The organism is Chryseobacterium sp. MMS23-Vi53 (assembly GCF_047651245.1).
Lineage (GTDB): Bacteria > Bacteroidota > Bacteroidia > Flavobacteriales > Weeksellaceae > Chryseobacterium.
Genome location: NZ_CP180265.1, coordinates 2,132,649 through 2,158,761 on the forward strand (window position 1 = coordinate 2,132,649; position 26,113 = coordinate 2,158,761).

Annotated in this window: 14 protein-coding genes; 11 read left to right on the forward strand and 3 right to left on the reverse strand. The window is 35.0% G+C overall.

Annotated features, from left to right (window positions below; translation table 11 throughout):
• Position 1: 1 nt before the first annotated feature.
• On the forward strand, positions 2-1,042 hold the full coding sequence (locus tag ACKX2A_RS09415) for a glycosyltransferase family 2 protein (protein WP_415329118.1): 1,041 nt from the start codon (positions 2-4) through the stop codon (positions 1,040-1,042).
• Positions 1,043-1,073: 31 nt separating this feature from the next.
• Entirely contained in the window at positions 1,074-2,027 is a 954-nt protein-coding gene (locus ACKX2A_RS09420) for a hypothetical protein (RefSeq protein WP_415329120.1), read from the forward strand.
• Between the two features lie 26 nt (positions 2,028-2,053).
• On the opposite strand, the gene ACKX2A_RS09425 is transcribed toward ACKX2A_RS09420, so the two are convergent.
• Complete coding sequence (locus tag ACKX2A_RS09425; protein WP_415329122.1) at positions 2,054-4,120, reverse strand: glycosyltransferase; 2,067 nt, start codon at positions 4,118-4,120, stop codon at positions 2,054-2,056.
• Positions 4,121-4,182: 62 nt separating this feature from the next.
• Here ACKX2A_RS09425 and ACKX2A_RS09430 point away from each other — a divergent pair, with 62 nt between their 5' ends.
• Positions 4,183-5,067 (forward strand): hypothetical protein, encoded by an 885-nt coding sequence (locus tag ACKX2A_RS09430; RefSeq protein WP_415329124.1) that lies wholly within the window; start codon positions 4,183-4,185, stop codon positions 5,065-5,067.
• A gap of 41 nt (positions 5,068-5,108) precedes the next feature.
• Here the strand turns inward: ACKX2A_RS09430 and ACKX2A_RS09435 are convergent, their stop codons facing one another.
• Positions 5,109-5,453: a phosphomannose isomerase type II C-terminal cupin domain gene (locus ACKX2A_RS09435; protein WP_415329126.1), complete on the reverse strand. Its 345-nt coding sequence runs from the start codon at positions 5,451-5,453 to the stop codon at positions 5,109-5,111.
• A gap of 122 nt (positions 5,454-5,575) precedes the next feature.
• On the opposite strand from ACKX2A_RS09435, the gene gltX reads away from it, so the two are divergent.
• A complete protein-coding gene (gene gltX / locus ACKX2A_RS09440) occupies positions 5,576-7,081 on the forward strand; it encodes a glutamate--tRNA ligase (RefSeq protein ID WP_415329127.1) in 1,506 nt (501 codons plus the stop codon).
• A gap of 48 nt (positions 7,082-7,129) precedes the next feature.
• Positions 7,130-8,086, forward strand: coding sequence for an acetyl-CoA carboxylase carboxyltransferase subunit alpha (locus ACKX2A_RS09445; protein ID WP_415329129.1), 957 nt, complete (start codon positions 7,130-7,132; stop codon positions 8,084-8,086).
• Positions 8,087-8,150: 64 nt separating this feature from the next.
• Here the strand turns inward: ACKX2A_RS09445 and ACKX2A_RS09450 are convergent, their stop codons facing one another.
• Positions 8,151-8,873 (reverse strand): DUF6759 domain-containing protein, encoded by a 723-nt coding sequence (locus ACKX2A_RS09450; protein ID WP_415329131.1) that lies wholly within the window; start codon positions 8,871-8,873, stop codon positions 8,151-8,153.
• A 145-nt stretch (positions 8,874-9,018) separates the two neighbouring features.
• Here ACKX2A_RS09450 and tsf point away from each other — a divergent pair, with 145 nt between their 5' ends.
• The 6 genes from tsf (at position 9,019) to ACKX2A_RS09480 (ending at position 26,046) form a co-directional block, all read left to right on the forward strand.
• On the forward strand, positions 9,019-9,843 hold the full coding sequence (gene tsf / locus ACKX2A_RS09455) for a translation elongation factor Ts (RefSeq protein WP_415329133.1): 825 nt from the start codon (positions 9,019-9,021) through the stop codon (positions 9,841-9,843).
• A 197-nt stretch (positions 9,844-10,040) separates the two neighbouring features.
• Positions 10,041-13,388: a T9SS type B sorting domain-containing protein gene (locus ACKX2A_RS09460; RefSeq protein ID WP_415329135.1), complete on the forward strand. Its 3,348-nt coding sequence runs from the start codon at positions 10,041-10,043 to the stop codon at positions 13,386-13,388.
• 78 nt (positions 13,389-13,466) lie between these two features.
• Positions 13,467-16,625 carry a gliding motility-associated C-terminal domain-containing protein gene (locus ACKX2A_RS09465; RefSeq protein WP_415329137.1) on the forward strand — a complete coding sequence of 1,053 codons (3,159 nt, stop codon included), beginning with the start codon at positions 13,467-13,469 and terminating at the stop codon, positions 16,623-16,625.
• A gap of 134 nt (positions 16,626-16,759) precedes the next feature.
• On the forward strand, positions 16,760-19,579 hold the full coding sequence (locus ACKX2A_RS09470) for a T9SS type B sorting domain-containing protein (protein WP_415329139.1): 2,820 nt from the start codon (positions 16,760-16,762) through the stop codon (positions 19,577-19,579).
• 112 nt (positions 19,580-19,691) lie between these two features.
• A complete protein-coding gene (locus ACKX2A_RS09475; RefSeq protein ID WP_415329141.1) occupies positions 19,692-22,517 on the forward strand; it encodes a T9SS type B sorting domain-containing protein in 2,826 nt (941 codons plus the stop codon).
• Between the two features lie 115 nt (positions 22,518-22,632).
• Positions 22,633-26,046, forward strand: a complete 3,414-nt coding sequence (locus ACKX2A_RS09480) for a T9SS type B sorting domain-containing protein (protein WP_415329143.1) — start codon at positions 22,633-22,635, stop codon at positions 26,044-26,046.
• The last annotated feature ends 67 nt before the right edge of the window (positions 26,047-26,113 follow it).

The following is a 26,113-nucleotide window of genomic DNA, read 5'->3' on the forward strand; positions in this document are numbered from 1 at the left end:
GATGAATAATTCTAATCTTATAAGCATTATAGTTCCATGCTTTAATGCGTCTTATTATGTAAAAGACGTCCTCGAAAGCATTCAAAATCAGACTTATAAAAACATCGAATGTATTATCATTAATGATGGAAGTACAGATGATACCTTAGAAATAATCAATACTTTTTCTGATGAAAGATTTCACATCTACAGCCAGGAAAATAAAGGCCTCTCAGATACAAGAAATTTCGGACTGGAAAAAGCAATCGGAGATTTTATTTTATTTTGCGACAGTGATGATTTGCTTCCACTAAATGCCATTGAATCTTTACTGTCATCATATACTGGGAGAGAAGATATTATTGTAGGCAAAACAGCAACCTATACTTGGGAAAAGAAGGAAAATATTTCGGTCTTGCCACATCCAAAAGAAAAACAGGTATTAGATAATAAAAACTCTGAAGCTCTCATCAAAAATATTACCGAAGGTCTTAGTCCAATTGCTCAAAATAAATTATACAGAAATTCATTTTTAAAAGAAAATAATTTAAAATTTTTAAGTGGAATTTATCATGAAGACGAACTCTGGTTTTTTGAAACAATGTTCAAAGCTGAAAACGTAACATTTATTCCCGAAATCACTTATCTTTATACAGTAGACAATGCTCACTCAATCACAAAAAAAAACAGTGATAAAAATCTTTTAGGATATCTGAGTGTTATTAAAACAATTTTCAATAAATATTATCTGCAATATCCCGAAAAAGGTGTTATTGCCTATTATATTTCTTATTTAAAGAAAATAATCATAGGAAATTACAAGCATCATTCAAATTATTCTACTGATGCTTTACGGGAAATGGAAAAAACTTTTCAAGAAGTAAACCCTGCATTTAATGATAATATTAATCTGAAAAGAATCGAAAAAACATATTTTAAATTTTTAAATCACGTCAGTTTAAAAGATCATCAATCAATAAAAAAAGAATATTTTAATAATCCTGTAAACAGTCTTCGAAAACATTTTAAAATATTAATTTTCAAATTATTTAGTTCTAAATAAAATGGTGAAAAAGAAAAAATTTCTTTTAATAATGCCAGATTATTCCGATTTCCCTAAATTATTTTTAGAGAACTTGGATAAGGTTGGATTTGAAACTTATTTAATAACCGATAAAGTTTCAGAATTTAAATATAAAGGAACGCAAAGCATTAAAAATTTTTTTGTTAAGAATGTTTTTCGAAACAAAAATTATAAGCAGGAACTAATTAGCAGACATTTTCTTGAAGAACTTAATAAAAGTATTTCTGAAATAAAAGATCAGTTGGATTATATTCTGGTGATAAGACCCGATAATTTCCCAATTGATTTTATTAAAAATTTAAAACAAAAAACCAAAAAGCTGATTGCTTATCAATGGGATGGAATTGAAAAATTTCCTGAGATTAAAAATTATTTTAATCTGTTTGATACTTTTTTTTGTTTCGAAAAAGTAGAATCTCAACCCAATATCAGATCCATTACCAACTTTTATTTCGATATTCTTCCTCCTTCTTTCAAAAAATATGATACGGAAAAACCAAAACTGTATTTTGTGGGTTTGTACTGGAAAAGCAGAGAAGAAAAAATTGACAAGTTTATAGACAATGTTTCAAACTTATCCGTTGATCTGTCTATTTTCATTCAATATTTCAAAGAACCTGAGAAAAGAAATGAAAAAATTAGATATACACAAAACAGAATAAGTTTTGCGGAAAATTTAGAATTGGTAAAAGATTCCGATGTTCTGTTGGATTTTGTAGATCCTTTACACAATGGGCTTTCAATACGTTTTTTTGAAGGTTTATATTATGAAAAAAAGGTAATTACAGATAATATCATGGTGAAAAATTATGACTTTTACCATCCTGATAATATCTTTGTCGTAGAAAATGACAATTATAAAAATATTGAACAGTTTTTAAAAACGCCATATCATCAATTATCAGAAGAGATTGTAAAAAAATACGGCTTTAGTAATTGGATAAAGCAAATCATAGAAAAATAGTCTTCAAAAATTTGAAGCCTATTTTTTTAATCATTAAAACCTAAATAATTCAGTAGGTTTTTAATATTTTTTTCCTGATAACCAATCGAAAATTTTTCTAACGGTAACGAACTATTTTTATGCAACGTCTGCCAAAGATTTTCATTATGATAAAGGTCCAAAATTTTATCTGCAAAGTTTTGTGGATCTTCATCCGAAACCAATGCTGTTTTTCCTTCTTCCAGATCCATTCCTTCGGCACCTATTGTTGTTGTCACAACCGGAAGACCAAATTCTAAAGCTTGTCCGATTTTACCTTTTACACCCGCGCCATATCGTAACGGAGCAACAAATATTCTTGCATTTTCAAACCAGAAGTCAACACTTTTTTGGTAGCCTAATATTTGAAATTTATCCGAATTGTATTTATCTTTTATTTCATCAGGGAAATTTGGTCCCAAGATATTAATTTTAATAGAATCATCTTTAGCCCAGACCAAAGGCATTATACTTTCATATAAAAATTTTACGGCATCCATATTGGGCATATGATAAAATCCTCCGATAAATAAAAGTCCTTGCCTTTTGGAAAATTCAATATTTTCACTGATGACAGGTTCATGAATATTACTTACCGTAAAGATTTTTTCATTTTTTATTCCCTGCTCTGAAACAATCTTCTTTTCTTCATCGCTTATAGAAATTACAGCGTCCGCTTTTTCCATTCCAAAATATTCTTTTTCCAGAAAAAATTTCATTTCTTTTTTTCTGCTCTTTGTTACTTCTATATATTTATTTTCTCTCTCCATTCTTAAATAATGAAGATCTACCATATCATAGATAATTTTTTTTCCTGCAATCTTATTCTTAACCTTTTTATACCAGAAATCGAATCCCAAAGGTCTGAAAATCCAAATCACATCAATATAATGAATAGCTTCTTCTACTTGTTCGTGAACCTTCACCATGTTATTTTGAGCATTTACATAATCCTGACAAACTTCTACGCCTAAGCTCCTGAAAAATTTGACATACACATCATCCGTCTCATTTACTTTTTGCACAGCCAAAATAATTCTATGATTATTTTTCTGAAGAATTTTTACAATTTCAAGAAACCTTCTCGATCCAGAATCTTTATCCGGCATCGGCATATTTTCTTCCAAAATAAGAATATTTGGTTTTTTGTAAAAAGCATTAATATTATTTCGTTTGTCCTTATCAAAAAACCTTTCATTGGTAAAATATTGGTTCCAACGAGACATAAAAGTCTCTCTATTTTTTTGAAGAAGCAGCTCTTTACCATTATCTTTTCCGGTGTAAGAAATATTTTCAAAATGAACAATCTCAGAATTTGGCTGATAATAAATATCTAAATTTTGTTCATATTTTAATCTCTGACAAAGATCTGTTTCTTCATAATATGCAGGTAAAAATGCTTCATCCAAAAGGTTTAAATTACCATGTTCACTTGTCCTCTTAAGCAGCAAACTACAACCTGAGCAATAATCGACTTTTCTCAAAAAATTATATTTCGGAGTGTCAATTGCTTCACATCTTCCTAAATTTACAATTTCTGTATCTTTAAATATGAGGCATCCCGCTTCCTGCAAAGTATTGTCTGCAAAAACCATTTTGGAACCGACAGCTCCCACATTTTCTTTTAATTTAAAAACATCCAAAAGGCTGGATAAATAATTTTCCTGAACCTCAACATCGTTATTCAGTAAGTAAACATATTTTCCTTTTGCTGTTTGAATTCCTTTATTAATATTTCGAAGGAAACCTAAATTTTCAGAATTATCAATTATTACAATTCCGGGAATTTTTTTCAGATATTCTAGTGTATCATCCGAACTATTATCGTTGATGATGATAATTTCTTTTGAAACATTTTTATCATGTTGCTCGATAGTATATAGGCAATTAAGAGTATATCTTATTTGGTTGTAAACAGGAATAATAATGGAAACCTCAGGATTGGGTTCGGCGGTAAAACTAAATCGATAGTTTTTAAAAAAATCAAGCTCAAAATGATTGATCTTAAGCTTCCTTTTATTTTTAATAAAATTTCGATCCTTTATTTTATTTTTAAAAAATCTTTTAATTCCCATTTTAAATTTATTATTTTGTCCTGCCTTTTTAGGAAAACGAAATTAAGCATTTATTGCAAATTATGAGTTACAAAAAAAATATAATCAAAGCCGGATATCTTCTGTCCTATGACTATTCGTATATAATTACATCCATAAAACAAATTTATGAAGAGGTAGATAAAATTGTCATAAGTTATGATGCCAACGGAAAAACATGGGCAGGAAATGAAGTATTTATTCCTGAAAGTTTTTTTTCAGAAATAAAAAATCTAGATAAGCAAAACAAGATTGTATTTTACAAAGATTCTTTTTTCATCCCGGGAATGCAGCCAATGGAATTGGAAACCCGACAAAGAAATATGATGGCTGAAAAAATGGGATCAGGTGGATGGCATATTCATATAGATGGAGACGAATATGCTTATGATTTTAAAAAACTAGCACAATTCTTAAGAAGGCATAGCTATCTTTTAAAAAATCCTGAAAAGAAATCATTTAATTTTCAAGTAAATTTTGTGACTTTATTTAAACATAATAACGAAGGTTATTTTGTAATTACTCCATTTGAAGAGAAATGTATGCTGATTACCAATTACCCAAAATATGAATACGCAAGACTTACCAATAAAGGAAAAACTTTACCATTGGATTTTTACCTTATTCATCAATCTTGGGCAAGAGATGTGCAGGAAATTATCGAGAAAATTAATAACTGGGGACATAAAAATGATTTTGATACATCTACATTCTTAAATCTCTGGAACGATTTGAATGCAAATAATTATAAAAATTTTAAAGATTTTCATCCATTAGATAAAACACAATGGAAAGAGATCTCTTTTTTCCCTGCAAAAAGCATTGATGAGTTTATATCTTCTTTTGCTAAAAAATATCCTCAAAAAGATTTACAGCTCGATTTATCATCAACGAAAAAATTCAAGCTTTGGTTTAAAAGTTTGTTTTAAATAAAAAAGGGTTACTGTTTAAACAGTAACCTTTATTTTATCTAGTTCCTATCATAATCATCCTCAATCCTCACAATATCATCTTCACCAAAATACGTTCCTGTCTGAACTTCGATGAAAACAACAGGTTTATCGGAAAGATTCATCATTCTGTGCTTTGCACCAAGAGGAATGAAAATACTTTCACCATACTTTAAGCTGATTTCCTTATCATCCAAAACAACGGTTGCATCGCCTTCGATGATTGTCCATTGCTCCTGTCTTTTGTGGTGATATTGGTAAGACAATTTTTGTCCCGGATTTACTTCAATTCTTTTTAGCTTGTAATTTGGCTCATCTGCCAATACAAAATATTTTCCCCACGGTCTTTCTCCGATTTCTAACATAATTTACTTCTTATTAATTTGTACAAATGTAAATATTCAAAACAAAAAAGCCAATAACCCAAACATTAAACATCATTAAAAAACATAATTTTAAGTAAATTTGCATCAAAATTTTAATTGAAATGGAGAAAGTAAGAGTACGTTTTGCTCCAAGTCCTACAGGACCTTTGCATTTGGGAGGCGTAAGAACCGCATTATATGATTATCTTTTTGCTAAAAATCAGGGTGGTGAATTTGTATTGAGAATTGAAGATACAGACACCGCAAGATACGTTGAAGGAGCAGAAGAATACATCGAGGAAGCCCTTGAATGGTGCGGAATCATCGCCGACGAAAGTCCTAAAAAAGGAGGGAAATTTGCTCCTTACAGACAATCTGAGAGAAGAGATATTTACGACAAATATACAGAACAGATCCTGAAAACGGATTATGCTTACATCGCTTTCGATACAGCCGAAGAATTGGACGCAATCCGTGCTGAATACGAAGCGAAAGGTGATGTTTTCTCTTACGACAACAAAACAAGAAACCGTTTGAGAAACAGCATTGCACTTTCTGAAGAGGAAGTTCAAAAATTGTTGGATGAAAAAACTCCGTATGTTGTAAGATTCAAAATGCCTGTTGACAGAACTTTAAATCTTGTAGACATTATCCGTGGAAATTCTTCGGTAAATACAAATACTTTAGACGATAAAGTTTTGGTGAAAAACGACGGAATGCCGACTTATCATTTCGCCAACATCATTGATGACCACGAAATGGAAATTTCTCACGTTATCCGTGGTGAAGAATGGCTGCCTTCCTTGGGTTTGCATACTTTATTATATGAAGCAATGGGTTGGGAAGCACCTCAGTTTGCGCACCTTTCTTTGATTTTAAAGCCCGAAGGAAAAGGAAAATTAAGCAAAAGAGACGGCGATAAATTCGGATTCCCTGTTTTCCCGTTAAATTTTACAGATCCTGCGACAGGAAATATTTCTAAAGGATATAGAGAAAGCGGTTATCTTCCGGAAGCATTCATCAATATGGTGGCACTTTTGGGTTGGTCTCCTGCAGATGATAAAGAAATTTTATCGTTGGATGAAATGGCAAAGGAATTTGATTTAAATAAAGTTCATAAAGCCGGTGCAAGATTCAGCAAAGAAAAAGCGGAATGGTTCAACCATCAATATATTCAGCAAAAATCCGATGAAGAATTGCTTCAAATTTTGAAAAATTCTGATTTAAATTTAAATATTGAAGATGAAAAATTATTAAAAATTATTCATCTGATGAAAGAAAGAGCAACTTTCCCGAAAGACATTTACGAAAACGGAAAATTTTTCTTCGAATCACCTACTTCTTATGATGAAAAAGCATCAAAAAAAGCTTGGAACGAGGAAACTTCTGCTATTTTAGGGGAATTAGCTTCAAACTTTGAAGGTGCTGAGTTCAAGGCTGAAAATTTAAAGCAAATTATGCATGATTTCGCGGAAAACAAAGGCTTGGGAATGGGTAAAGTGATGATGCCTTTACGTTTAGCTTTGGTTGGAGAATTGAAAGGTCCAGACGTTCCGGATATTTTGGAACTTATTGGTAAAGAGGAAAGTATCTCCAGAATAAACAATGCGATCAATAATTTTAAATAGTTTTTGATAATTTTTCATAAATTTGAAAGATTTAATTTACTTCAAGAAATGGAATATTTAAGTTTCGAGCTTCCTATCAAAGAACTAGTAGATCAACTTCAGACTTGTTCTTTAGTAGGAGAAGAAAGTGGTGTTGATGTAAAATTAGCATGCAGCCAGATTGAGGACAAGATTGTAGAAAAGAAAAAAGAAATCTATTCTAATCTTACGCCTTGGCAGAGAGTACAACTATCTCGTCATCCGGATCGCCCGTATACATTAGACTATATCAACGGAATGGTAGATAAAGGAAGTTTCTTGGAACTTCACGGAGACAGAAATTTCGCAGACGATCCTGCCATGATCGGTGGCTTAGCTACTCTTGATGGTCAGAAAGTAATGATCATCGGAACTCAGAAAGGGAGAACAACTAAAGAAAGACAGCACAGAAGATTCGGAATGCCGAATCCTGAAGGATACAGAAAAGCTTTGAGACTTATGAAGCTTGCTGAAAAATTCAATATTCCTGTGGTAACCTTGGTTGATACACCGGGAGCTTATCCAGGTTTGGAAGCTGAAGAAAGAGGACAAGGTGAGGCAATCGCAAGAAATATCTTCGAAATGACGATGCTTAAAACTCCAATCTTCACTTACATTATTGGTGAGGGAGCAAGTGGTGGAGCTTTAGGAATTGGTGTAGGAAACAAAGTGTATATGTTGGAAAACACTTGGTACACAGTAATTGCACCAGAAAGTTGCTCATCAATCCTTTGGAGAAACTGGGATCATAAAGAAGATGCAGCCAACGCATTGAACCTTACTCCAAAAGATGCTTTGAGAGAGAAATTCATCGACGGAATCGTGGAAGAACCTCTTGGTGGAGCGCATTACGATCCTGAGACGGCTTATTTGAATTTGAAGAATTCAATTTTACAGAATATTAAAGCATTCTCAAAATTCACAGGAAAAGAACTTGAAACCCAAAGGCAGGATAAATTTATCTCGATGGGACAGTTTAAAGGATAAAAAACAAAAGCGGTTAAGAAAATTTTCTTAACCGCTTTTTAATTAGCTTTCTTCTTCAATTATTTTAATCTTCACTTAAATTCAATTCTATCTCGATATCTTTTGTAATTTTTTTCACTGATGAATATTTGGCATCACAAACCATCGTTGTTAAAATATAATTTCCTTTATCTACCAACAAAAAGTTTTGTCCGTTTGCAGGAACATCAAGGTTATAATATTTTTTTCCTTCGATTTTTACAATCAAATTACATTTCGATCTGTTCTTAATATTAATATATGCTTCCTTATCCATCGGATCATCATTAAATAAATGAGTCAGCATTGCAGCTGTTCTCTTATTTTGCTCACTTGGTCCGGATGCTTTTTTACTGGATCCCGCAACACTTGCATAATTCACGGTTCTTTCTGCTTTCGAAGAACTTCCTTTTGCTGCAGCTGTATTTGCCGCAATTGTTTTAGCATTATTAAGACTATTTTCCTCTAAAACCATTTGCTTGATTTTATCTTCACTTAATGGTTTTATGGTAGGTTTTGCTTCCGGAGAATTTCCTGCCGTGATGATGGTAATCAATCTTCTTTTAAAATAATCTGTCTTGGCATGACCCGGATTTTGTTTCAGGAAACCTGCAATTACTCTGGCTTCCGTTGTCGTTTCCGCATCTGCTTCCGTATAGATGATGGCTGTTTCCTTCTCTACAATGGCTTTAGATTTCGCTTTTTTCTTTTTTTGCGAAAAGCCAAGGGTAAAAATGCATAAAAATATGAGGAGAAATATTTTTTTCATTAACTAAACATTTAAAAATTTATTAAATATATAAAATAACGCAAAAAGTCATTTTTTAGTTTATCATTAAAATCATTATCTTTGCACTGCTTTAAAATTAAGCTAAAAATTAATACTAATCTAAAATAAAAAAATAATAGATATTATGTCTTATACACCAGCTGCTGCAGACGTAGCAAAATTGAGAAACCAGACAGGTGCAGGTATGATGGACTGCAAAAAAGCTTTAGTAGAAGCTGAAGGAGATTTCGAAAAAGCGGTAGATATCCTTAGAAAAAAAGGACAGAAAGTTGCTGCTAACAGAGCTGACAGAGAGTCTACTGAAGGTGCAGTAATCGCTAGAGTAAACGAAGATAACACTTTGGGTGCTATCATTTCTTTAAACTGTGAGACTGACTTTGTAGGTAAAAACGAAGCTTTCATCGAGTTGGCTTACGAATTGGCTGAAATGGCAATCTTCGCTGCTTCTAAAGAAGAATTATTAGCTACAGATTTCCACGGAATCACTGTTGCTGAGAAATTGATCGAGCAGACAGGTGTTATCGGTGAGAAAATCGAGATCGGTGCATTCGAAAGAATTACAGGACCTTTCTTGGGAGCTTACATCCACGCTGGAAACAAAATCGCTGCGATCACTTCACTTTCTGCTAACGTAGAAGGAGCTGGAGAGGCTGCTAAAGCTGTTTCTATGCAGGCTGCTGCTATGAACCCAATCGCTGTTGACGAAACGGCTGTTTCTCAGGAAACTATCGACAAAGAATTAGAAATCGAAAGACACAAGCTTGTTGAAGAAGGAAAACCTGCAAACATTATCGACAATATCTTGAAAGGTAAAATGCAGAGATTCTACAAAGACAACACTTTGGTACACCAAGATTTCATCAAAGACAGCTCTATTTCAGTTGCTGACTATGTGAAGTCTGTAAACTCTGATCTTAAAGTAACAGGATTTATCAGAATTAGCCTTTAATCTTTTTTTAAGATTTAAAATACAGATCCCGGTGGTTTTTATCATCGGGATTTTTTTATTTCACAATTACGAGATTTTATCTAATATTAAAAATTTATTAAATATTTAACAAAATCAACAACATTAAGAATACAAGTGAAAATTTTATTTAAAAATCTGATTTTTAATACTTACATTTGCATCCCTTATTGAGAAAAATGAAAAAACTTCTACTAACCATTTGTACTTTTCTTTGCTTATTATTCAATGCACAGCTTGATACCGATCATTGGTTTGCTCCAATGGCTGCAAAAGCAGGAAACAATAACCTTGAAGGATACTTATATTTGTCAACAAATGAAACTACTCCGTTCGATGTTCAGGTTTTCAATAACAATACGCTATATACAACTGTACAGGTTAGTAAAAACAATCCCGTTCAATTAATAATTCCCAATTATTTTTTAATTACAACCAATCAGGCAGATCTTTTTACACCAAATACGATGGGAATGTATGTAAAAGGTTCAAAAAAATTCTTTGCGAATTATCGATTTTCTCTTCAAAATCATGCCGAAATCGTAACTTCTAAAGGCTTGGCAGGTTTAGGAAAAGTTTTTTATGCAGGTGTTGTTCCCATAACCGGAGTTGCTTATTATGTAAATGCAACGATTGGAATTACAGCAACAGAAGACAACACATCGGTCGTTGTTTCAGGATACAATCCCGGTGTTGTTTTTTCTGACGGATCATCAACTCCAACTAAAACCTTTACTTTAAATAGAGGTCAATCTTACATCATGGATGCCACAAGTACCGATTCAGGATACAATCTTAATGGTCTTGTCGGAGCAAAAATCGAGGCCACAAAACCTATTTCTGTTACCAATGGAAACTTTAATGGAATTTATACCAATTTAAACTTTACAAACAACGATGTTTTGATGGATCAGGCTGTTCCTGTCGATAGATTAGGAAAAGATTTCGTAGTGGTAAAAGGCAATGGCTCTGTAACGTCGGGAATGGAAACCGCGCTGATTATTGCTACAGAAAATAATACCCAGCTTACCATAAATGGCGTTGCTTCTGGAATTACAATGAATGAAGGGCAATATTATATGGTTCCGAGCAGCAATTACATCAATCAAGGGAATGGAAACTATAACATGGGAATTTCCTCCAATAAAAACATTTATGTTTATCAATTATTAGCCGGAGTTTCAGGAGGAAATGAATATCCTACCGGAGGAATGAATTTTATTCCTCCTCTAAGTTGTTTCATGCCCAATAAAGTTGATGAAATTGGATTCATCAATAAAATTGGGAATCAAACTTTTAATACAAAACTAAACATCATCACTCAGACAGGAGCAACAGTTACCTACAACGGAGGTGCTATTGCAGCTGCAAATGGACCTTATCCCGTTACCGGAAATCCAAACTGGGTAACCTATTCTATTCCGAATGTTACAGGAAATATCACTGTAAACTCTACAAAATCTGTAACTGCAGGAATTGCAGCAGGAAGCGGTGCTGTGGGTTACGGAGGATATTTTGCAGGTTTCTCATCCGTTCCGGGAATTTCAAAAACGGGAGATTGTTATCTTGGAGTTTTATTACAGGTTGATAATACGTATGATGCTTACCAATGGTATTTGAATGGAACGATAATTTCTGGTGCAACATCATATTCAATCAATCCCGAATTATATGGAGCAGGAACTTACACTTGTTTAGTGACAAAAAATAATTGTGAATCTAAATTGACGGCAGGATACACATATACCTTATGTCCGCCGATTACAACTACAACATACAATATCGGATCTTGTAATACGAAGACGATTTCACCAGCTTTTACAACAGCTACACAAACCATTGATCCTTCTCATACGAACATTATTTTAGCACCAACTTCAGGAACTGCAACAGTAAATCCTACAACAGGACAAATTACTTATACTCCGAATGCAGGACTTACAGCAGATGCAACCGATACATTCATTTATTATGTTGAAGGAAACGGAAGCCCTGCCGATTTTGAATATTTTAAAATTATCATAAATATTGATGTTTTACAGACAACCAACGGAACTTTATCATCTTGCGCAGATGCAGCAGGAAACGGAACTTACGATTTGACCTCGGCAAGTGTTTCGCCAGATCCGGGAACAACAGTTCAGTATTATACAAACTCCACTTTGTCGGGAACTTCGATTGCTGTACCAGCAACTTACAATGGCCCTGCAGGAACTATCTATGCTAATGTAACTTCGCAATATGGATGTACAAAAGTGGCTCAAATTGTACTAACGACTACCCCATCTCCAAATATCAACACTGCAAATTATAATGCAACCCTTTGTGATGATAATTTTGATGGAATTGTAAATGTAAACTTCCCAAATATTTCTCCGCAAATTGTAACAAATTCTACCAATTTTAATGTAAGATATTATTTAAGTCAAACTGATGCGAATGCCGGAAATGCAAATACATTACCTGCAAATTGGACTTATACCGCAAACACCACAGTGTATGTAAGAGTTGATGCATTATCAGGAAGTTGCCCTCCTGCTTTCGGACAAATTAATTTTAAAATAGGAAACAGAATTACATTAATTACAGGAACGGCAAACAACGATGTTTGTGACAACGACATCAGCGGTTCTGAAAATGTGAATCTTAATGATTATAAAGCTTTATTCACCGCAAATGCAGGTGTTTCATTAACGTTTTATACAACTTTGGCAAATGCTCAAGCAGGAACAAATGCAATTTCTGCCAACCAAACCATTACAGGGAACAGTACTTTTTATATCAGATTTACAAGCGCAACAGAATGTCCGAGTACAGGAGTTTTAAATTTAACTTTAAAAACACCGAAAGCGTCAACAAGATTGACAGATAAAATTGTTTGTGCCAACGAAACGGTAATCTTAGATGCAGGTCCCGGATTTACATCTTATTCTTGGAGTACGGGTGCCTCAACACAGTCTGTAACTGTAGGTGCTGGAAATTATTATGTTGATCTAGGATTCAATGGATGTATGTATCGACAGTATGTAAATGTAACGACAGCACAAGCTCCGACTATTACAAAAATTGAAGTTTCGGGAACAAATGCAACAGTTTCTGTGACGGGCGGAACAGCTCCATACCAATATTCTTTAAACGGAATCGATTATCAGACTTCCAATGTTTTCATGGGTCTTTCAAGAGGCATGCATACGGTTTATGTTTTGGGAGCAGATGGTTGCCAACCCGTAATTAAAGAATTTTTAGTTTTAAATCTTATTAATGCCATAACGCCAAATAATGATGGAATTAACGATACTTTAAACTATTCAGATTTAAGAATAAAAGATAATGTATCTATTGAAGTTGTTGATCGATACGGAGCTCCTGTTTACAGATCTTCAAACAAAAATTACATCTGGGACGGAAAGCTGAACGGACGCCCTCTATCAACCGGAACTTACTGGTATTTACTAAGATGGACGGAGCCAGACACAAAATTACCAGTTTCATACTCAGGTTGGCTTTTAATTAAAAATCGTGATTAATTTTACAACTTTATTTACAATTTATTAACAATATTTCAAATATTATTTTAATTTTGTAGAAATCCTAATTCCTAGTATATGAAAAGATTTCTACTTAGTTTAGTATTAATGCTTTTGTCGGTTAATACGCTCTTTGCACAAAGAGACACAGAGCATTGGTTTGCACCGATGATGTCTAGAGCTTCTATGTCATCTCACGCACAATCGATTTATTTCTCGACAGATTCTACGACACCGTTCGATGTTGAGATTTATAATAACAACGTTGTTATTGGTACAGTAAACATTGTTAAAGGTAGTCCGAAAGTATTTAATTTACTTGGGGCAACACCTCCTAGCACAACTGCTCCACCAGCGTCTGCTAACCTTGTGGCAACAGCACAGACAGACCTTTTTACACCAATCTCAAGAGGTATATATACAAAAGGTTCTAAACCTTATTATGCCAACCTTAGAGTTTCAATTACCAGTCATGGAGAAATTTTGGTATCTAAAGGAAAAGCCGGTATCGGTAAAAAGTTTTATGCTGCAGCAGCACCTATTACTGAAGCAGGTAATTCACTATATAACTTTACAGCCGGAATTATGGCTACCGAAAACAACACTGTAGTTACTGTTTCAGGTTACTCACCTACTGTGGTGTTTTCTAATGTTCCGGCAGGAGGAACATCTCCAACTTCTATGTCTTTTACATTAAATAAAGGGCAATCCTATATCATTGATGGAAAAGGAACCGATGCAGGAAACCTTACGGGTTTTATTGGTGCTAAAATTGAATCTGACAAGCCTATTTCTGTAACGAACGGTAACTTCAACGGACAGTTTTCTTGGGGTACAACGGGTGGAAGCTCTGATATCATTATGGATCAATCTGTGCCTGTTGACAGACTTGGAAACGAATTTGTTTTAGTAAAAGGAAATGGTAATGTCGATGCTAAAATGGAAGACGCTTTGATTATTGCTACTGAAAATAATACCGAAATACAAGTTAACGGCGGACCTGTAGTTGCAACCCTTAATGAGGGGCAATTTTACAGAGTAAACGGTCCTAACAACGGAACTCCTGCGAATAATGTTAACTATATCGATCAAGGAAACGGGCATTTTAACATGTATATTAAAACAAGTAAAAATGTATATGTTTATCAGCTTCTTGCCGGTCTTTCGACGAGTATTGCTACTTTAGGATACAATTATATCCCACCATTGAACTGTTTCTTACCTAGAAAAATTGATGAAATTGCTAAAATTAACGACCTTAACGGAAGCGCAAGTCCGGATATTAAACTGAATATCTTAACTGAAGCAGGAGCTACTGTTAACTACAGTATCGATGGTGCGCCACCCGTTACACCAACGGCAGCACAAGGTCCTTATCCTGTTACCGGAACAACAGCATGGGTTTCCTATTCAATTCCAGGATTAACAGGTAATATTACAGTAAATTCTTCTAAAGCAGTTACAGCAGGTATTGCAGGAGGTAGTGGAGCTGTAGGATATGGAGGATATTTTGCAGGTTTCTCTTCAATTCCGGTTATTGCCAAGAAAACAGGAGATTGTGTACCTGGAATAGTTTTAGAAGTAGATGACAGCTATGAAGGATATCAATGGTTCTTAAATGGTGTAGCCATTACAGGAGCTACCCAAAATACATACACACCAACACAGGCAGGAAACTATACCGTAAAAGTTTCAATGGGAACATGTCCTCCTATTACAACTCCTATTTATAAAGTATTTGCCTGTATCAGAAATACAACTGCCAATTTAAATGCTTGTGCTACAAAAGTAATCACTCCAGCATTTTCATTCACGACAACTCAGACACCAGTAGCGGGAACAGTACAAATTCTTACTCAACCAACACATGGAACAGTATCTGTGAATTCTTCAGGGCAGATCACCTATACTCCTGCAGCAGGGTATTTGGGACCAGATGTAATTGTTTATCAGTTCTGCGGTAATGCTCCAGAGTTTATCGATTGTGAACATGTAACATTAAATTTAACTGTTGTTCCGTTCATTTTAACAGATACAACAATCAAGGCTTGTCAATATAACGGACAAGGATTCTTTGATCTTACAACAGCAATTGTAACAAATTACAATCCTGTAACTAAAAAATTCTTCCCAACTTTAGCAGATCTAAATGCAGGAACAAATCAAATCACAAATCCTACAAACTACCTTTCTTCAGCAGGAACTGTTTATGTACAGGTAATGACGAATGAAGGTTGTGTGGGTATAGCTAAGATCACATTGTCGTTCTTTCCAACTCCTGTTGTAAACGAAGCTACTTTAAGTGAATGTTTCCTTGAAACTGATGAAACGAAAGCTAAATTTGATTTAACAATTGCAGTAGTTACAGCAGAAAGTCCAATTACTAAAAAATACTACCCTACCTTTGTAGATGCTAGTAATGGAACAAACGAAATATTAATGGCAAATACATACATCTCTGGAAACGGAGAAGCTTTTGTAAGAGTGTACAATAGCAACGGATGTTATGCAATTGCTAAAGTTATTTTAAAAGTAATTCCTCCAAAAAGATCTCCTCTTCTTGTAGATAAAACAATTTGTATTGATGCAAGAACAAGCCTTGATGCAGGACCAGGATACGCATCTTACGAATGGAGTACAGGAGCAACTACACAAACGATTACAAATATACAAGTAGGTGATTACTGGGTAATTCTTGAAGACAACGGATGTTTTGTGAAACAATTCGTAAAAGTGAAAAAAGCAGAAGACCCTGTCATTAAAGAAATCGAAATTTCTAACACTACAGTAACAGTACACGTAACAGGTGGAAAAGCTCCTTACCAATATGCAGTAGATGCACCAACAAATTGGCAGGACTCTAATGTATTTACAGATTTATCAAGAGGACAACATACCTTCTACGTAAAAGATTTCTACAACTGTACACCGATCTCTGTAGAGGTAACTGTACCAAACTTAATCAATGCGATCACTCCGAATGGAGATAATAAAAATGATTTCATCGATTACAGTGAGCTATCTTATAAAGACAATCTTTCTTTTGTAATCTATGACAGATATGGAAACAAAATCTTCACGGGTGATAAATTCAACAATTACAAGTGGGATGGTAAACATTATGACAAGAAAATTGTAACAGGAACTTATTGGTACCACATCAATTGGAATGAGCCAAACAAAGACAAAACTCCAATTAAATATACAGGTTGGATTTTAGTAAAAAATATAGACTAAATTTTAAATATAAATTTTTTAAACCACGATTTCAAGATCGTGGTTTTTTTATTTGTACAACGAAAGCTTTTTAGAAATAATTCAAACCAAATCTCAAAAATTCTGTTATTTTTGCGCATCCTAATTCCATATTTATGAACAGATTTTTACTAAGTCTGGTATTACTGCTTTTTGGTATTAATACCCTCTTTGCGCAAAGAGATACAGACCATTGGTTTGCACCCTACTACGATGTTTCTACGGGTGGCGTTTACAATCATATTTTATATTTTTCTACGGATGCTACGACACCCTTTCCCGTAAAAATTTATAGCAATAATACTGTAATCGGTACCGTAACCATAGCTAAAGGAGCACCGCAAACATTTTCCCTGAATGAAGGCTTTATCAGAACAACATCCGCTTCAAGCGCTGCCGTTCCGACCAATTTGGGAGTTTACACAAAAGGTGACAGACCTTATTTTGTTTCACTAAGAGCTGCTGTTACTTCACATGGCGAAATTATCACCTCAAAAGGTAAAGCCGGTATAGGAACAAAATTCTATGCCGCAGCAACTCCGGTAACTGTTGCCGCAACAGACAAAAACTTTACAACAGGAATCTTGGCAACAGAAGACAACACAACAGTGACAGTTTCAGGCTACGATCCAAATATTTCTTTTGTAAATGTTCCTTCTCCAACTCCGCTTTCTCTAACAGTGAATTTGAATAAAGGTCAGTCTTATATCCTGACAGGATTATCTTCAACAACAGCTGTAAACAAAGACGGATTTATCGGAGCTAAAATAGAATCCAACAAACCTGTTTCTGTAACCAACGGAAATGCCAACGGATTTTATGCAACAACAACCTCATCCGATGGAGCAGATTTAATCATGGATCAATCTGTACCAACAGACCGTTTGGGAAATGAATTTGCAATGATAAAAAGTATTTCTACCAGTACGGCAAACATGGAGGGAGGTATCATCATCGCAACAGAAAATGGTACTGATATTTATTTAAATGATGCTACAACTCCGGTTGCGACTATTGATGAAGGGGAATATTACAGAATTTTAGCCAATCAATATAAAGATCAGGGTGGAGGTCATTCAAATCTTTATGTAAGAACAACTAAAAATGTTTACCTATATCAATTGGTTGGAGCGGGAACTGCAAACAATACAGGAGGTTACAACTACATTCCGCCTTTGAACTGTTTCCTCCCTAGAAAAATTGATGAAATTGGTAATATTAATTTAATGCCGGGAATTACTTCTGCCATTACTTTAAAATTAAATATTTTAACAGAAAAAGGTGCAGCCGTAACAGTAAACGGAACGACACCAACAGCTGCGCAAGGACCATATCCATTGACAGGAAATGCAAACTGGGTAACTTATGCGATCACAGGTATTACAGGAAATGTGACAGTAACCTCTACTAAAGCTGTAACAGCCGGAGTAAACGGAGGATATTCTTCTGCAGGATACGGTGGTTATTTTGCAGGATTCTCTTCAATTCCTTTGATTGCTAAACAAACAGGAGATTGTATTCCTGGACTTGTATTGGAAGTTGATGACAGCTTCGAAACCTACCAATGGTTTTTGAATGGAAATCCGATTGCGGGTGCAAATTCAAATTCTTATACTCCAACTTCTTCAGGAAATTATACCGTGAGAATTACCGTTGGAACATGTCCACCGGCAACAACTCCAGTTTACAAAGTGTATACTTGTCTTCATAAATCGACAAAATCGCTTACTGTTTGTGAAGGATTTAAATCAATCATTCCTGAATTCACAAATTCAGCTCAAACCTATGTTCCAAGTACAGTAACAATTGTAACACCTCCAACAAATGGAACAGTAATTATTGATCCAAACGGCGTAATCGGCTATACTCCAAACTTCGGATTTACAGGAACAGATACTATCGTTTACAAATTCTGTGGAAACAATCCTGATTTTACAGATTGTGAAGAGGTAACTTTAACCTTAACGGTTTCTGAAAGTCCAACTGTAACAAATGCTACATTAAGAACATGTTTCATTCCATCAAATCCGGCAACAGGTTTGTTTGATTTAACGCTGGCTCCGGTTACAACGACAACAGGAATTATTAAGCAATATTATCCGTCCCCTACCGATGCAGAAAACGGAACTAATGAAATTACATATCCAACAACTTACGTTGCACCGAATGGAGTTGTTTATATTAAGGTAATCAATGCAAACGGATGTTACAGAGTAGCTCAGGTTAGCTTAATAGTTTTTCCTCCTACTTATTCAGATGTTTTGGAGGACAAAATTATCTGTATGGAAGACACGACAACATTAGATGCAGGTCCTGGATTTACATCCTACAAATGGAGCACCGGAGCTACAACACAAACGATCAGTAATGTTACAGTGGGAACATATTGGGTTGATCTGAAAACAGGAGACTGTATCACAAGACAAAACGTAAAAGTGTACGCTTCTGAACAGCCTGTGATTTCAAATATTGATATCTCAAATAATAAAGTGACCGTAAATGTTATTGGAGGAACTGCACCTTACCAATATTCAATGGATAATATTAATTGGCAGGATTCTAATATTTTCGAAAATGTGCCGAGAGGAAACAACATTGTTTATGTAAAAGATTCTTACGATTGTAATCCAAATGAAGTTGAAATCACGATTCCAAATTTAATTAACGTAATCACTCCAAACGGAGATGGCGTAAATGATATTCTTGATTATTCGGCATTAGCTCATAAACCTAATTTTGTATTCAGTATTTATGACAGATACGGAAGCAAAATGCATGAAGGAAACAAAACCACTCAATACAAATGGGACGGAACAGTTGGCGGCAAAAAAGTATCCACAGGAAACTATTGGTTTGATGTAAGCTGGAACGAGCCTAACAGCAAAAAAACACCTATAAAATACTCTGGTTGGATTATGGTGAAAAACAGAGAATAACATCATTTGATTAAAAATATTAAAAACACGATTTTAAAATCGTGTTTTTTTTATGCAATTTGCAATTTTTTCGAAATAATATTCTATTTTTGTTAAAACTAATTGCATATCCATGAAAAAACACCTCTACAGTTTACTCTTGGTTCTGTTTACCGCCTTACCTGTTTCGGCACAAAGAGATACCGAACATTGGTTTGCTCCTCTTTCAACGAGTCTTGAGTTATTCAATCCTCAACAGGCAGTATATCTTTCCACAGATTCTGGAACTTCCTTTCCGGTTGAAATTTATAACAACGGAACATTACTGGGAACAATAGCAATTAGTAAAGGAAATCCGAAAACGCTCGACATTCCTACATCGATGATGATTGCCACAACGGATGCGGAATTATTCACACCTACAACAAAAGGACTTTATTTAAAAGCCGAAAAACCATTTTTTGCGACCTTCAGATTTTCAGTAACCAGCCACGCTGAAATTTTAACATCAAAAGGAAAAGCAGGAATCGGAACAAAATTTTATGCTGTTGTCTCTCCAATTACGAATCCCGGCAACTTCATGAATTTCACAACAGGAGTTTTGGCAACAGAAGATAATACCGTCGTTACTGTCTCCGGATATGCTCCAACCGTAGTTTTCAGTAATGGAGTTACGGCTGCATCTACCCCAAGTTTTTCGTTTACATTAAATAAAGGGCAATCCTACATTATTGAAGGAAAAGGAAATACAGCAGGAAATGAAAAAGGTTTTATTGGAGCTAAAATTACATCCGACAAGCCCATTACGATTACCAACGGAAATTTTCTCGGAGAATACAATATAGGAACGGCTCACACAGGTGGAGATATTGTGATGGATCAATCTGTTCCGGTGGAAAGATTAGGAAAAGAATTTGTTTTGGTAAAAGGCTTCGGAAATATTTCGGCAGCTACTGAAGATGCATTAATTGTCGCCACTGAAAACAATACTGAAATTTATGTCAATGGAAGTCTTACTCCCGTTAAAACCATCAATGAAGGGCAACATTACAGAGTAAATGAGACTTCAAATACCAACTATATCAATCAGGGGAATGATCATTATAATATGTATATAAGAACCTCGAAAAGGGCTTATGTTTATCAGCTTTTGGCGGGAACTCCTAATTCCAGTGCGACTATCGGATTTAATTATATTCCACCTTTAAATTGTCTTCTTCCAAGAAAAATCGATGAAATCGGAATGATCGATATACTTCCACCTACCATTAATACCGTTAAATTAAATATTTTAACCGAAAAAGGAGCAACCGTAGCCGTAAATGGAAATAATCCTTCCCCAACAGAAGGTCCTTACGATGTTTCCGGAACTTTGGATTGGGTATCCTATTCCATTCCCGATGTTAAAGGAAATATAACCGTTACTTCCACCAAAGCTGTCACAGCAGGAATTGCAGGAGGAAGTGGGGTTGTGGGATATGGAGGATATTTTGCCGGATTTTCGTCTATTCCGGTCATTAGCAAAAAATCAGGAAACTGTATTCCCGGAATTGTTTTGCAAGTGAATGATAATTTTGAAGGTTATCAATGGTATGTTGATGGAAATCCTATTAGTGGAGCTACAAATTCTACTCATACACCTTTACAGCCCGGGAAATATTCTGTGCAGGTAAGCATGGGCGGCTGTTCGGCATTTTCAACAGAATATGCTGTAGAATTATGCTACGATTACACTGTAAAAACAGTGGTATTGTGTGAAAATTCAAAGACAATAAATCCACAATTTACAAACAGCCAACAGGCTTTAGTTGTCAGTACGTTAGGAATAGATACTCCACCTTCTCATGGAACAGCAACTATAAATCCTACAACCGGAGCAATTACTTATACTCCTAATTCAGGTTTTACAGGGAATGATCTTATGGTTTATCATTTCTGCGGAAATCCTGCAGTTGCCGGATGTGAACAGGTAACTTTAACATTGACGGTTGCACCAAGTCCTGTTGTGAAAAATGTTAATTTAAGGTCTTGCTATATCGAAGCTAATCCGAGCACTGCTTCTTTTAATCTTGAATCTGCTGCGGTAACCTCTGAATTTGGTACTATTAAAAAATATTATCCAACATTAGCAGATCTTAATAATGGAACTAATGAAATTTTGCCTCCTAAAACAACAAATTATATCGCTTCAAGCGGAACAGTTTATGTAAAAGTGATCAACACAGGTGGATGCTTCAGCATTGCAGAAATTACATTAACGGTACTTCCTCCAGTAAAATCGAGAGTTTTAGAAGATAAAATTATCTGTATCGAAAATACAACAACTCTTGATGCAGGCTCTGGATTCGACGGCTATCAATGGAGCACCGGAGAAACAACGCAAAGCATCATTGTTGGAGTCGGAAGCTATTGGGTAAATTTGAAAACGGGAGAATGTTTCACTAAGCAATTGGTAAAAGTTTCACCGTCCATTCAACCTGTTATTTCTAGTCTTGATATTAAAAATAATACAATCACCGTAAATGTAATTGGCGGAACACCACCTTACAAATATTCTATTGATGGAGTAAAATGGCAGGATTCTAATTTCTTCGCGAATCTTCCAAGAGGTGAAAACACAGTTTATGTAAAGGATTTTTATAATTGCGAACCGATTGATGTTACGGTAACTGTTCCCAATTTAATCAATGCAATTACCCCAAATGGAGACAATAAGAACGATTATGTAGATTATTCTGAATTATCTTACAAAAAAAACTTAACTTTCAATATATTTGACAGGTACGGAAACAAAATCCATGAAGCGAATAAATTCAGCGGATACAAATGGGACGGAACTCATTTTGGTAAGAAAGTTCCGACTGCGACTTATTGGTACGAAATCAACTGGACAGAGCCAAATAAAGCTCAGACGGTTATAAGATATACTGGCTGGATTTTAGTTAAAAATCTAGAGTAGCACTTTCAATTTAAATTTACACACGAACCATGATTTTTATAATCATGGTTTTTTGTTTATTTTTTAATTTAATACCGTATTTTATTATTAAATTTGTGATAAAAGCAAGACCTGAATGAAGAAAATTCTATCTTTTCTATTTATACTATATTTTTTCACCTCTACATTTGCTCAATTGGATAGGGAGCATTGGTTTGCGCCTATGGTCGATAGAACTGGAAATCCCAATCCTTATCAAAAATTATATTTATCTACCAACCGTACGACACCTTTTACGGTAACGATTTATAACAATAACATCGTGATCGGAACGGTAACGATCAGTAAAAATAATCCTCAAAAGTTTGATGTTTTACGAGATTATATCATTACGACCTTACAAACCGATCTTTTTACACCCACCACGAAAGGTCTTTATCTAAAAGCAGACTTCCCTTTTTACGCCAACTTAAGATTTTCGGTTTACAATCATGCAGAAATTATTACATCAAAGGGAATTCCTTCAACGGGAAAACTTTTTTATTCTGCGCATGCTCCGATTACGGTCAGCAATCCTATTTTAAATTTTATGACCAGTGTCCTGGCAACGGAAGACAATACTGTGGTGACCATCTCAGGGTATAAACCAACCGTTCAATTTTCAAATGGAACGACAGGAGCTACAACACCTACCCTTACTTTTACTTTAAATAAAGGACAATCCTACATTCTCGACGGAAGTGGTTTTAATACAGGAAATTTTGATGGATTTATCGGGGCTAAAATTGTTGCCACTAAAAATATAAATGTCACCAACGGAAATTTCAACGGACAATATGCCGGAAACTTCCCTACAAGTTCAGATATTTTAATGGATCAATCTGTTCCGGTCGATAGATTAGGAACTGAATTCGCTTTAGTGAAAGGAAACGGAGTCGTGGGAACCAATATGGAAGGCGCTTTGGTAATTGCCACAGAAAATAATACCGAAGTTCGTGTCAACAACGAATTAACGCCTATTGCCACATTAAATGCAGGAGAATATTTCAGAATTCCAGATACAAAATATCAATTACAGGGAACAAACGGGCATTACAATTTATACATTAAAACTACCAAAAACGCTTATATTTATCAGATTTTGGCAGGAGATTCCAGCGTTACGGGAAATGAAGTTGCGACGGGAGGGTTTAATTTTATTCCGGCTTTAAATTGCTATTTGCCTAAACAAATTAATGAACTTGGTTTCTTAGATGAAAATTTTGTGTACTCCAACGGAAACCCAACCGGTATTTTAAATATTCCAACCAAATTAAATTTAATTACAGAAAGAGGTGCTGTTGTGACGGTAAATGGTAGTACTCCACTTCCATCAACAGGGCCTTACGACATGACGGGAACAACCAACTGGGTAACCTATGGAATTCCTAACACAACCGGAACGGTGACTATTGTTTCTTCTAAAGCCATTACAGCAGGGATTACAGCCGGAAGTGATGCAGTCGGTTACGGAGGTTTCTTTGCCGGATTTCCAACACAGCCTGTTATTTTAAAATCCGGTGGAGATTGTATTCCGGGAATTGTTTTGACGGTCGATCCAATTATTTACGACACTTATCAATGGTATAATGGCGGAGTTTTGATTCCTGGAGCGACAGGTTCTTCCATTACTCCGACTCAGCCAGGATATTACACTTGTTCTGTAACGATGGGAAGTTGCGCACCTTTGGTAACGGAACAATACAAAGTTTTGAATTGTACTAAATTGTCTAATGCAACTTATAATGTCTGTTCAACACAAACAATTCCACCAACATTTTCATCATCAACACAAACACCAGTTCCTTCCACAGTTGCGATTCTTACAACACCAACTTTAGGAACAGCAACAATAAATTCAACAACCGGAGTTATTACCTATACAGTAACGAATCCCGGAACAACAGGAACAGATACTTTTACTTATACTTTCTGCGGAAACAATCCAGATTTCCCTGATTGCGAAACGGTAACAGTTACAATTAATATTCAACCATTAATTACAAATGATGCTACTTTAAATGCCTGTAACAATGGAAGTGGGCAAGGAATATTTAATTTAACAACAGCAAACGTTACAAGCAATTCTCCTGTAACGATTACTTATTATCCCTCTCTGTTAACGGCTCAAAACGAAACTCCGGGAACTCAAATCACAACTCCTACAACATATTCTGCTGCAAACGGAACGATTGTTTATGCAGTTGTAAAAAATTCAATCGGATGTAAAAGTATTGCCCAAATCACACTAAACTTATATCCTTTTGCAAATGTTATCAACAATTACATCGGTTCTTTTTGCGATGATAATCTAGACGGAACTGTGACTGTAACTTTATCGGATATCACACAAATTGTGTTGAGTAATCCTACTTATTTTACCAACGTAAGATATTATGCAAACTTAGCCGATGCCAATTTAGGAAACAGCAATACACTTCCGAACCTTTGGTCTTATACAACCACAACAACAATCTACATAAGAGTAGATTCTCCGGATGGATGTCCTCCCGTGATTAAACCTCTTGTATTTAATATCGGCGGAAGAATTCCTTTATTAAGAAATACCTTGCCGGTAAGCTTCTGCGATGATGATCTTGATGGCGTAAAACAGATTGATCTAATGGCTTACATTTCTCAGTTTACAACCGATGCTCTGGTGACTGTAAGCTTCCATGCAACGCAAGCCGATGCAAATAATGATGTGGCTCCGCTTGGAAATCCGATGAACTTATCAGGAACCCAAACCATTTATATCAGATTTGAGAAACCAGGTGCCTGTCCAAATGTTGGATCGATTACGATTACGGTAAGAATTCCGAAGCATGCCCCAGTTTTAGTTGATAAGATTATCTGTCCTAAAACACTTACAAATTTAGATGCAGGTCCGGGATTTGACAGTTATTTGTGGAGTACGGGAGCAACAACACCTTCTATCACAAACGTTCCTGCAGGAAGTTATTGGGTAGACCTTACATTCGACGGATGTACTTACAGACAGCACGTGAATGTTACAGAATCTCCACTTCCAATCATTACAATGATTGAAATTGATGGAACTAAAGTTACAATCGGTGTAAGCGGCGGAACTCCTCCTTACGAATATTCTTTGGATGGCGTAAACTGGCAAAGCTCGAATATTTTCCAAAATGTTCCGAGAGGAAATCATATCATCCATGTTCGAGATTCTAATCAATGTGAGGAAATTACACAAACTTTTGTGATTATTAATTTAATTAATACCATCACTCCAAATGCAGATGGATACAATGATGCAATAGATTATTCTGCATTAATGAATAACGAAAATATTGTATTCAGAATTTTCGACAGATATGGTGCTGAAATTTTCAGGGGAAATCCTACCAACCGATTCATTTGGGACGGAAAAGTTATTGGAAGCGGGCGACCTGTAAATACAGCAACGTATTGGTATTTCATAAGCTGGACAGAATTTGGAGGAAAAACGACGGTAAAATATTCAAGTTGGCTTTTAGTGAAAAACTATTAATATTTCATTTAAAACGAGAATATTTTCTTAAAATCATGAATTTTTAAAAAAAAATTATAACACTCAT

Bases quoted from the DNA above. Each gene is read 5' to 3' on its own strand.
- ACKX2A_RS09415 (WP_415329118.1), top strand. From the start codon at position 2: ATGAATAATTCTAATCTTATAAGCATTATAGTTCCATGCTTTAATGCG.
- ACKX2A_RS09420 (WP_415329120.1), top strand. From the start codon at position 1,074: ATGCCAGATTATTCCGATTTCCCTAAATTATTTTTAGAGAACTTGGAT.
- ACKX2A_RS09425 (WP_415329122.1), bottom strand. From the start codon at position 4,120: ATGGGAATTAAAAGATTTTTTAAAAATAAAATAAAGGATCGAAATTTT.
- ACKX2A_RS09430 (WP_415329124.1), top strand. From the start codon at position 4,183: ATGAGTTACAAAAAAAATATAATCAAAGCCGGATATCTTCTGTCCTAT.
- ACKX2A_RS09435 (WP_415329126.1), bottom strand. From the start codon at position 5,453: ATGTTAGAAATCGGAGAAAGACCGTGGGGAAAATATTTTGTATTGGCA.
- gltX (WP_415329127.1), top strand. From the start codon at position 5,576: ATGGAGAAAGTAAGAGTACGTTTTGCTCCAAGTCCTACAGGACCTTTG.
- ACKX2A_RS09445 (WP_415329129.1), top strand. From the start codon at position 7,130: ATGGAATATTTAAGTTTCGAGCTTCCTATCAAAGAACTAGTAGATCAA.
- ACKX2A_RS09450 (WP_415329131.1), bottom strand. From the start codon at position 8,873: ATGAAAAAAATATTTCTCCTCATATTTTTATGCATTTTTACCCTTGGC.
- tsf (WP_415329133.1), top strand. From the start codon at position 9,019: ATGTCTTATACACCAGCTGCTGCAGACGTAGCAAAATTGAGAAACCAG.
- ACKX2A_RS09460 (WP_415329135.1), top strand. From the start codon at position 10,041: ATGAAAAAACTTCTACTAACCATTTGTACTTTTCTTTGCTTATTATTC.
- ACKX2A_RS09465 (WP_415329137.1), top strand. From the start codon at position 13,467: ATGAAAAGATTTCTACTTAGTTTAGTATTAATGCTTTTGTCGGTTAAT.
- ACKX2A_RS09470 (WP_415329139.1), top strand. From the start codon at position 16,760: ATGAACAGATTTTTACTAAGTCTGGTATTACTGCTTTTTGGTATTAAT.
- ACKX2A_RS09475 (WP_415329141.1), top strand. From the start codon at position 19,692: ATGAAAAAACACCTCTACAGTTTACTCTTGGTTCTGTTTACCGCCTTA.
- ACKX2A_RS09480 (WP_415329143.1), top strand. From the start codon at position 22,633: ATGAAGAAAATTCTATCTTTTCTATTTATACTATATTTTTTCACCTCT.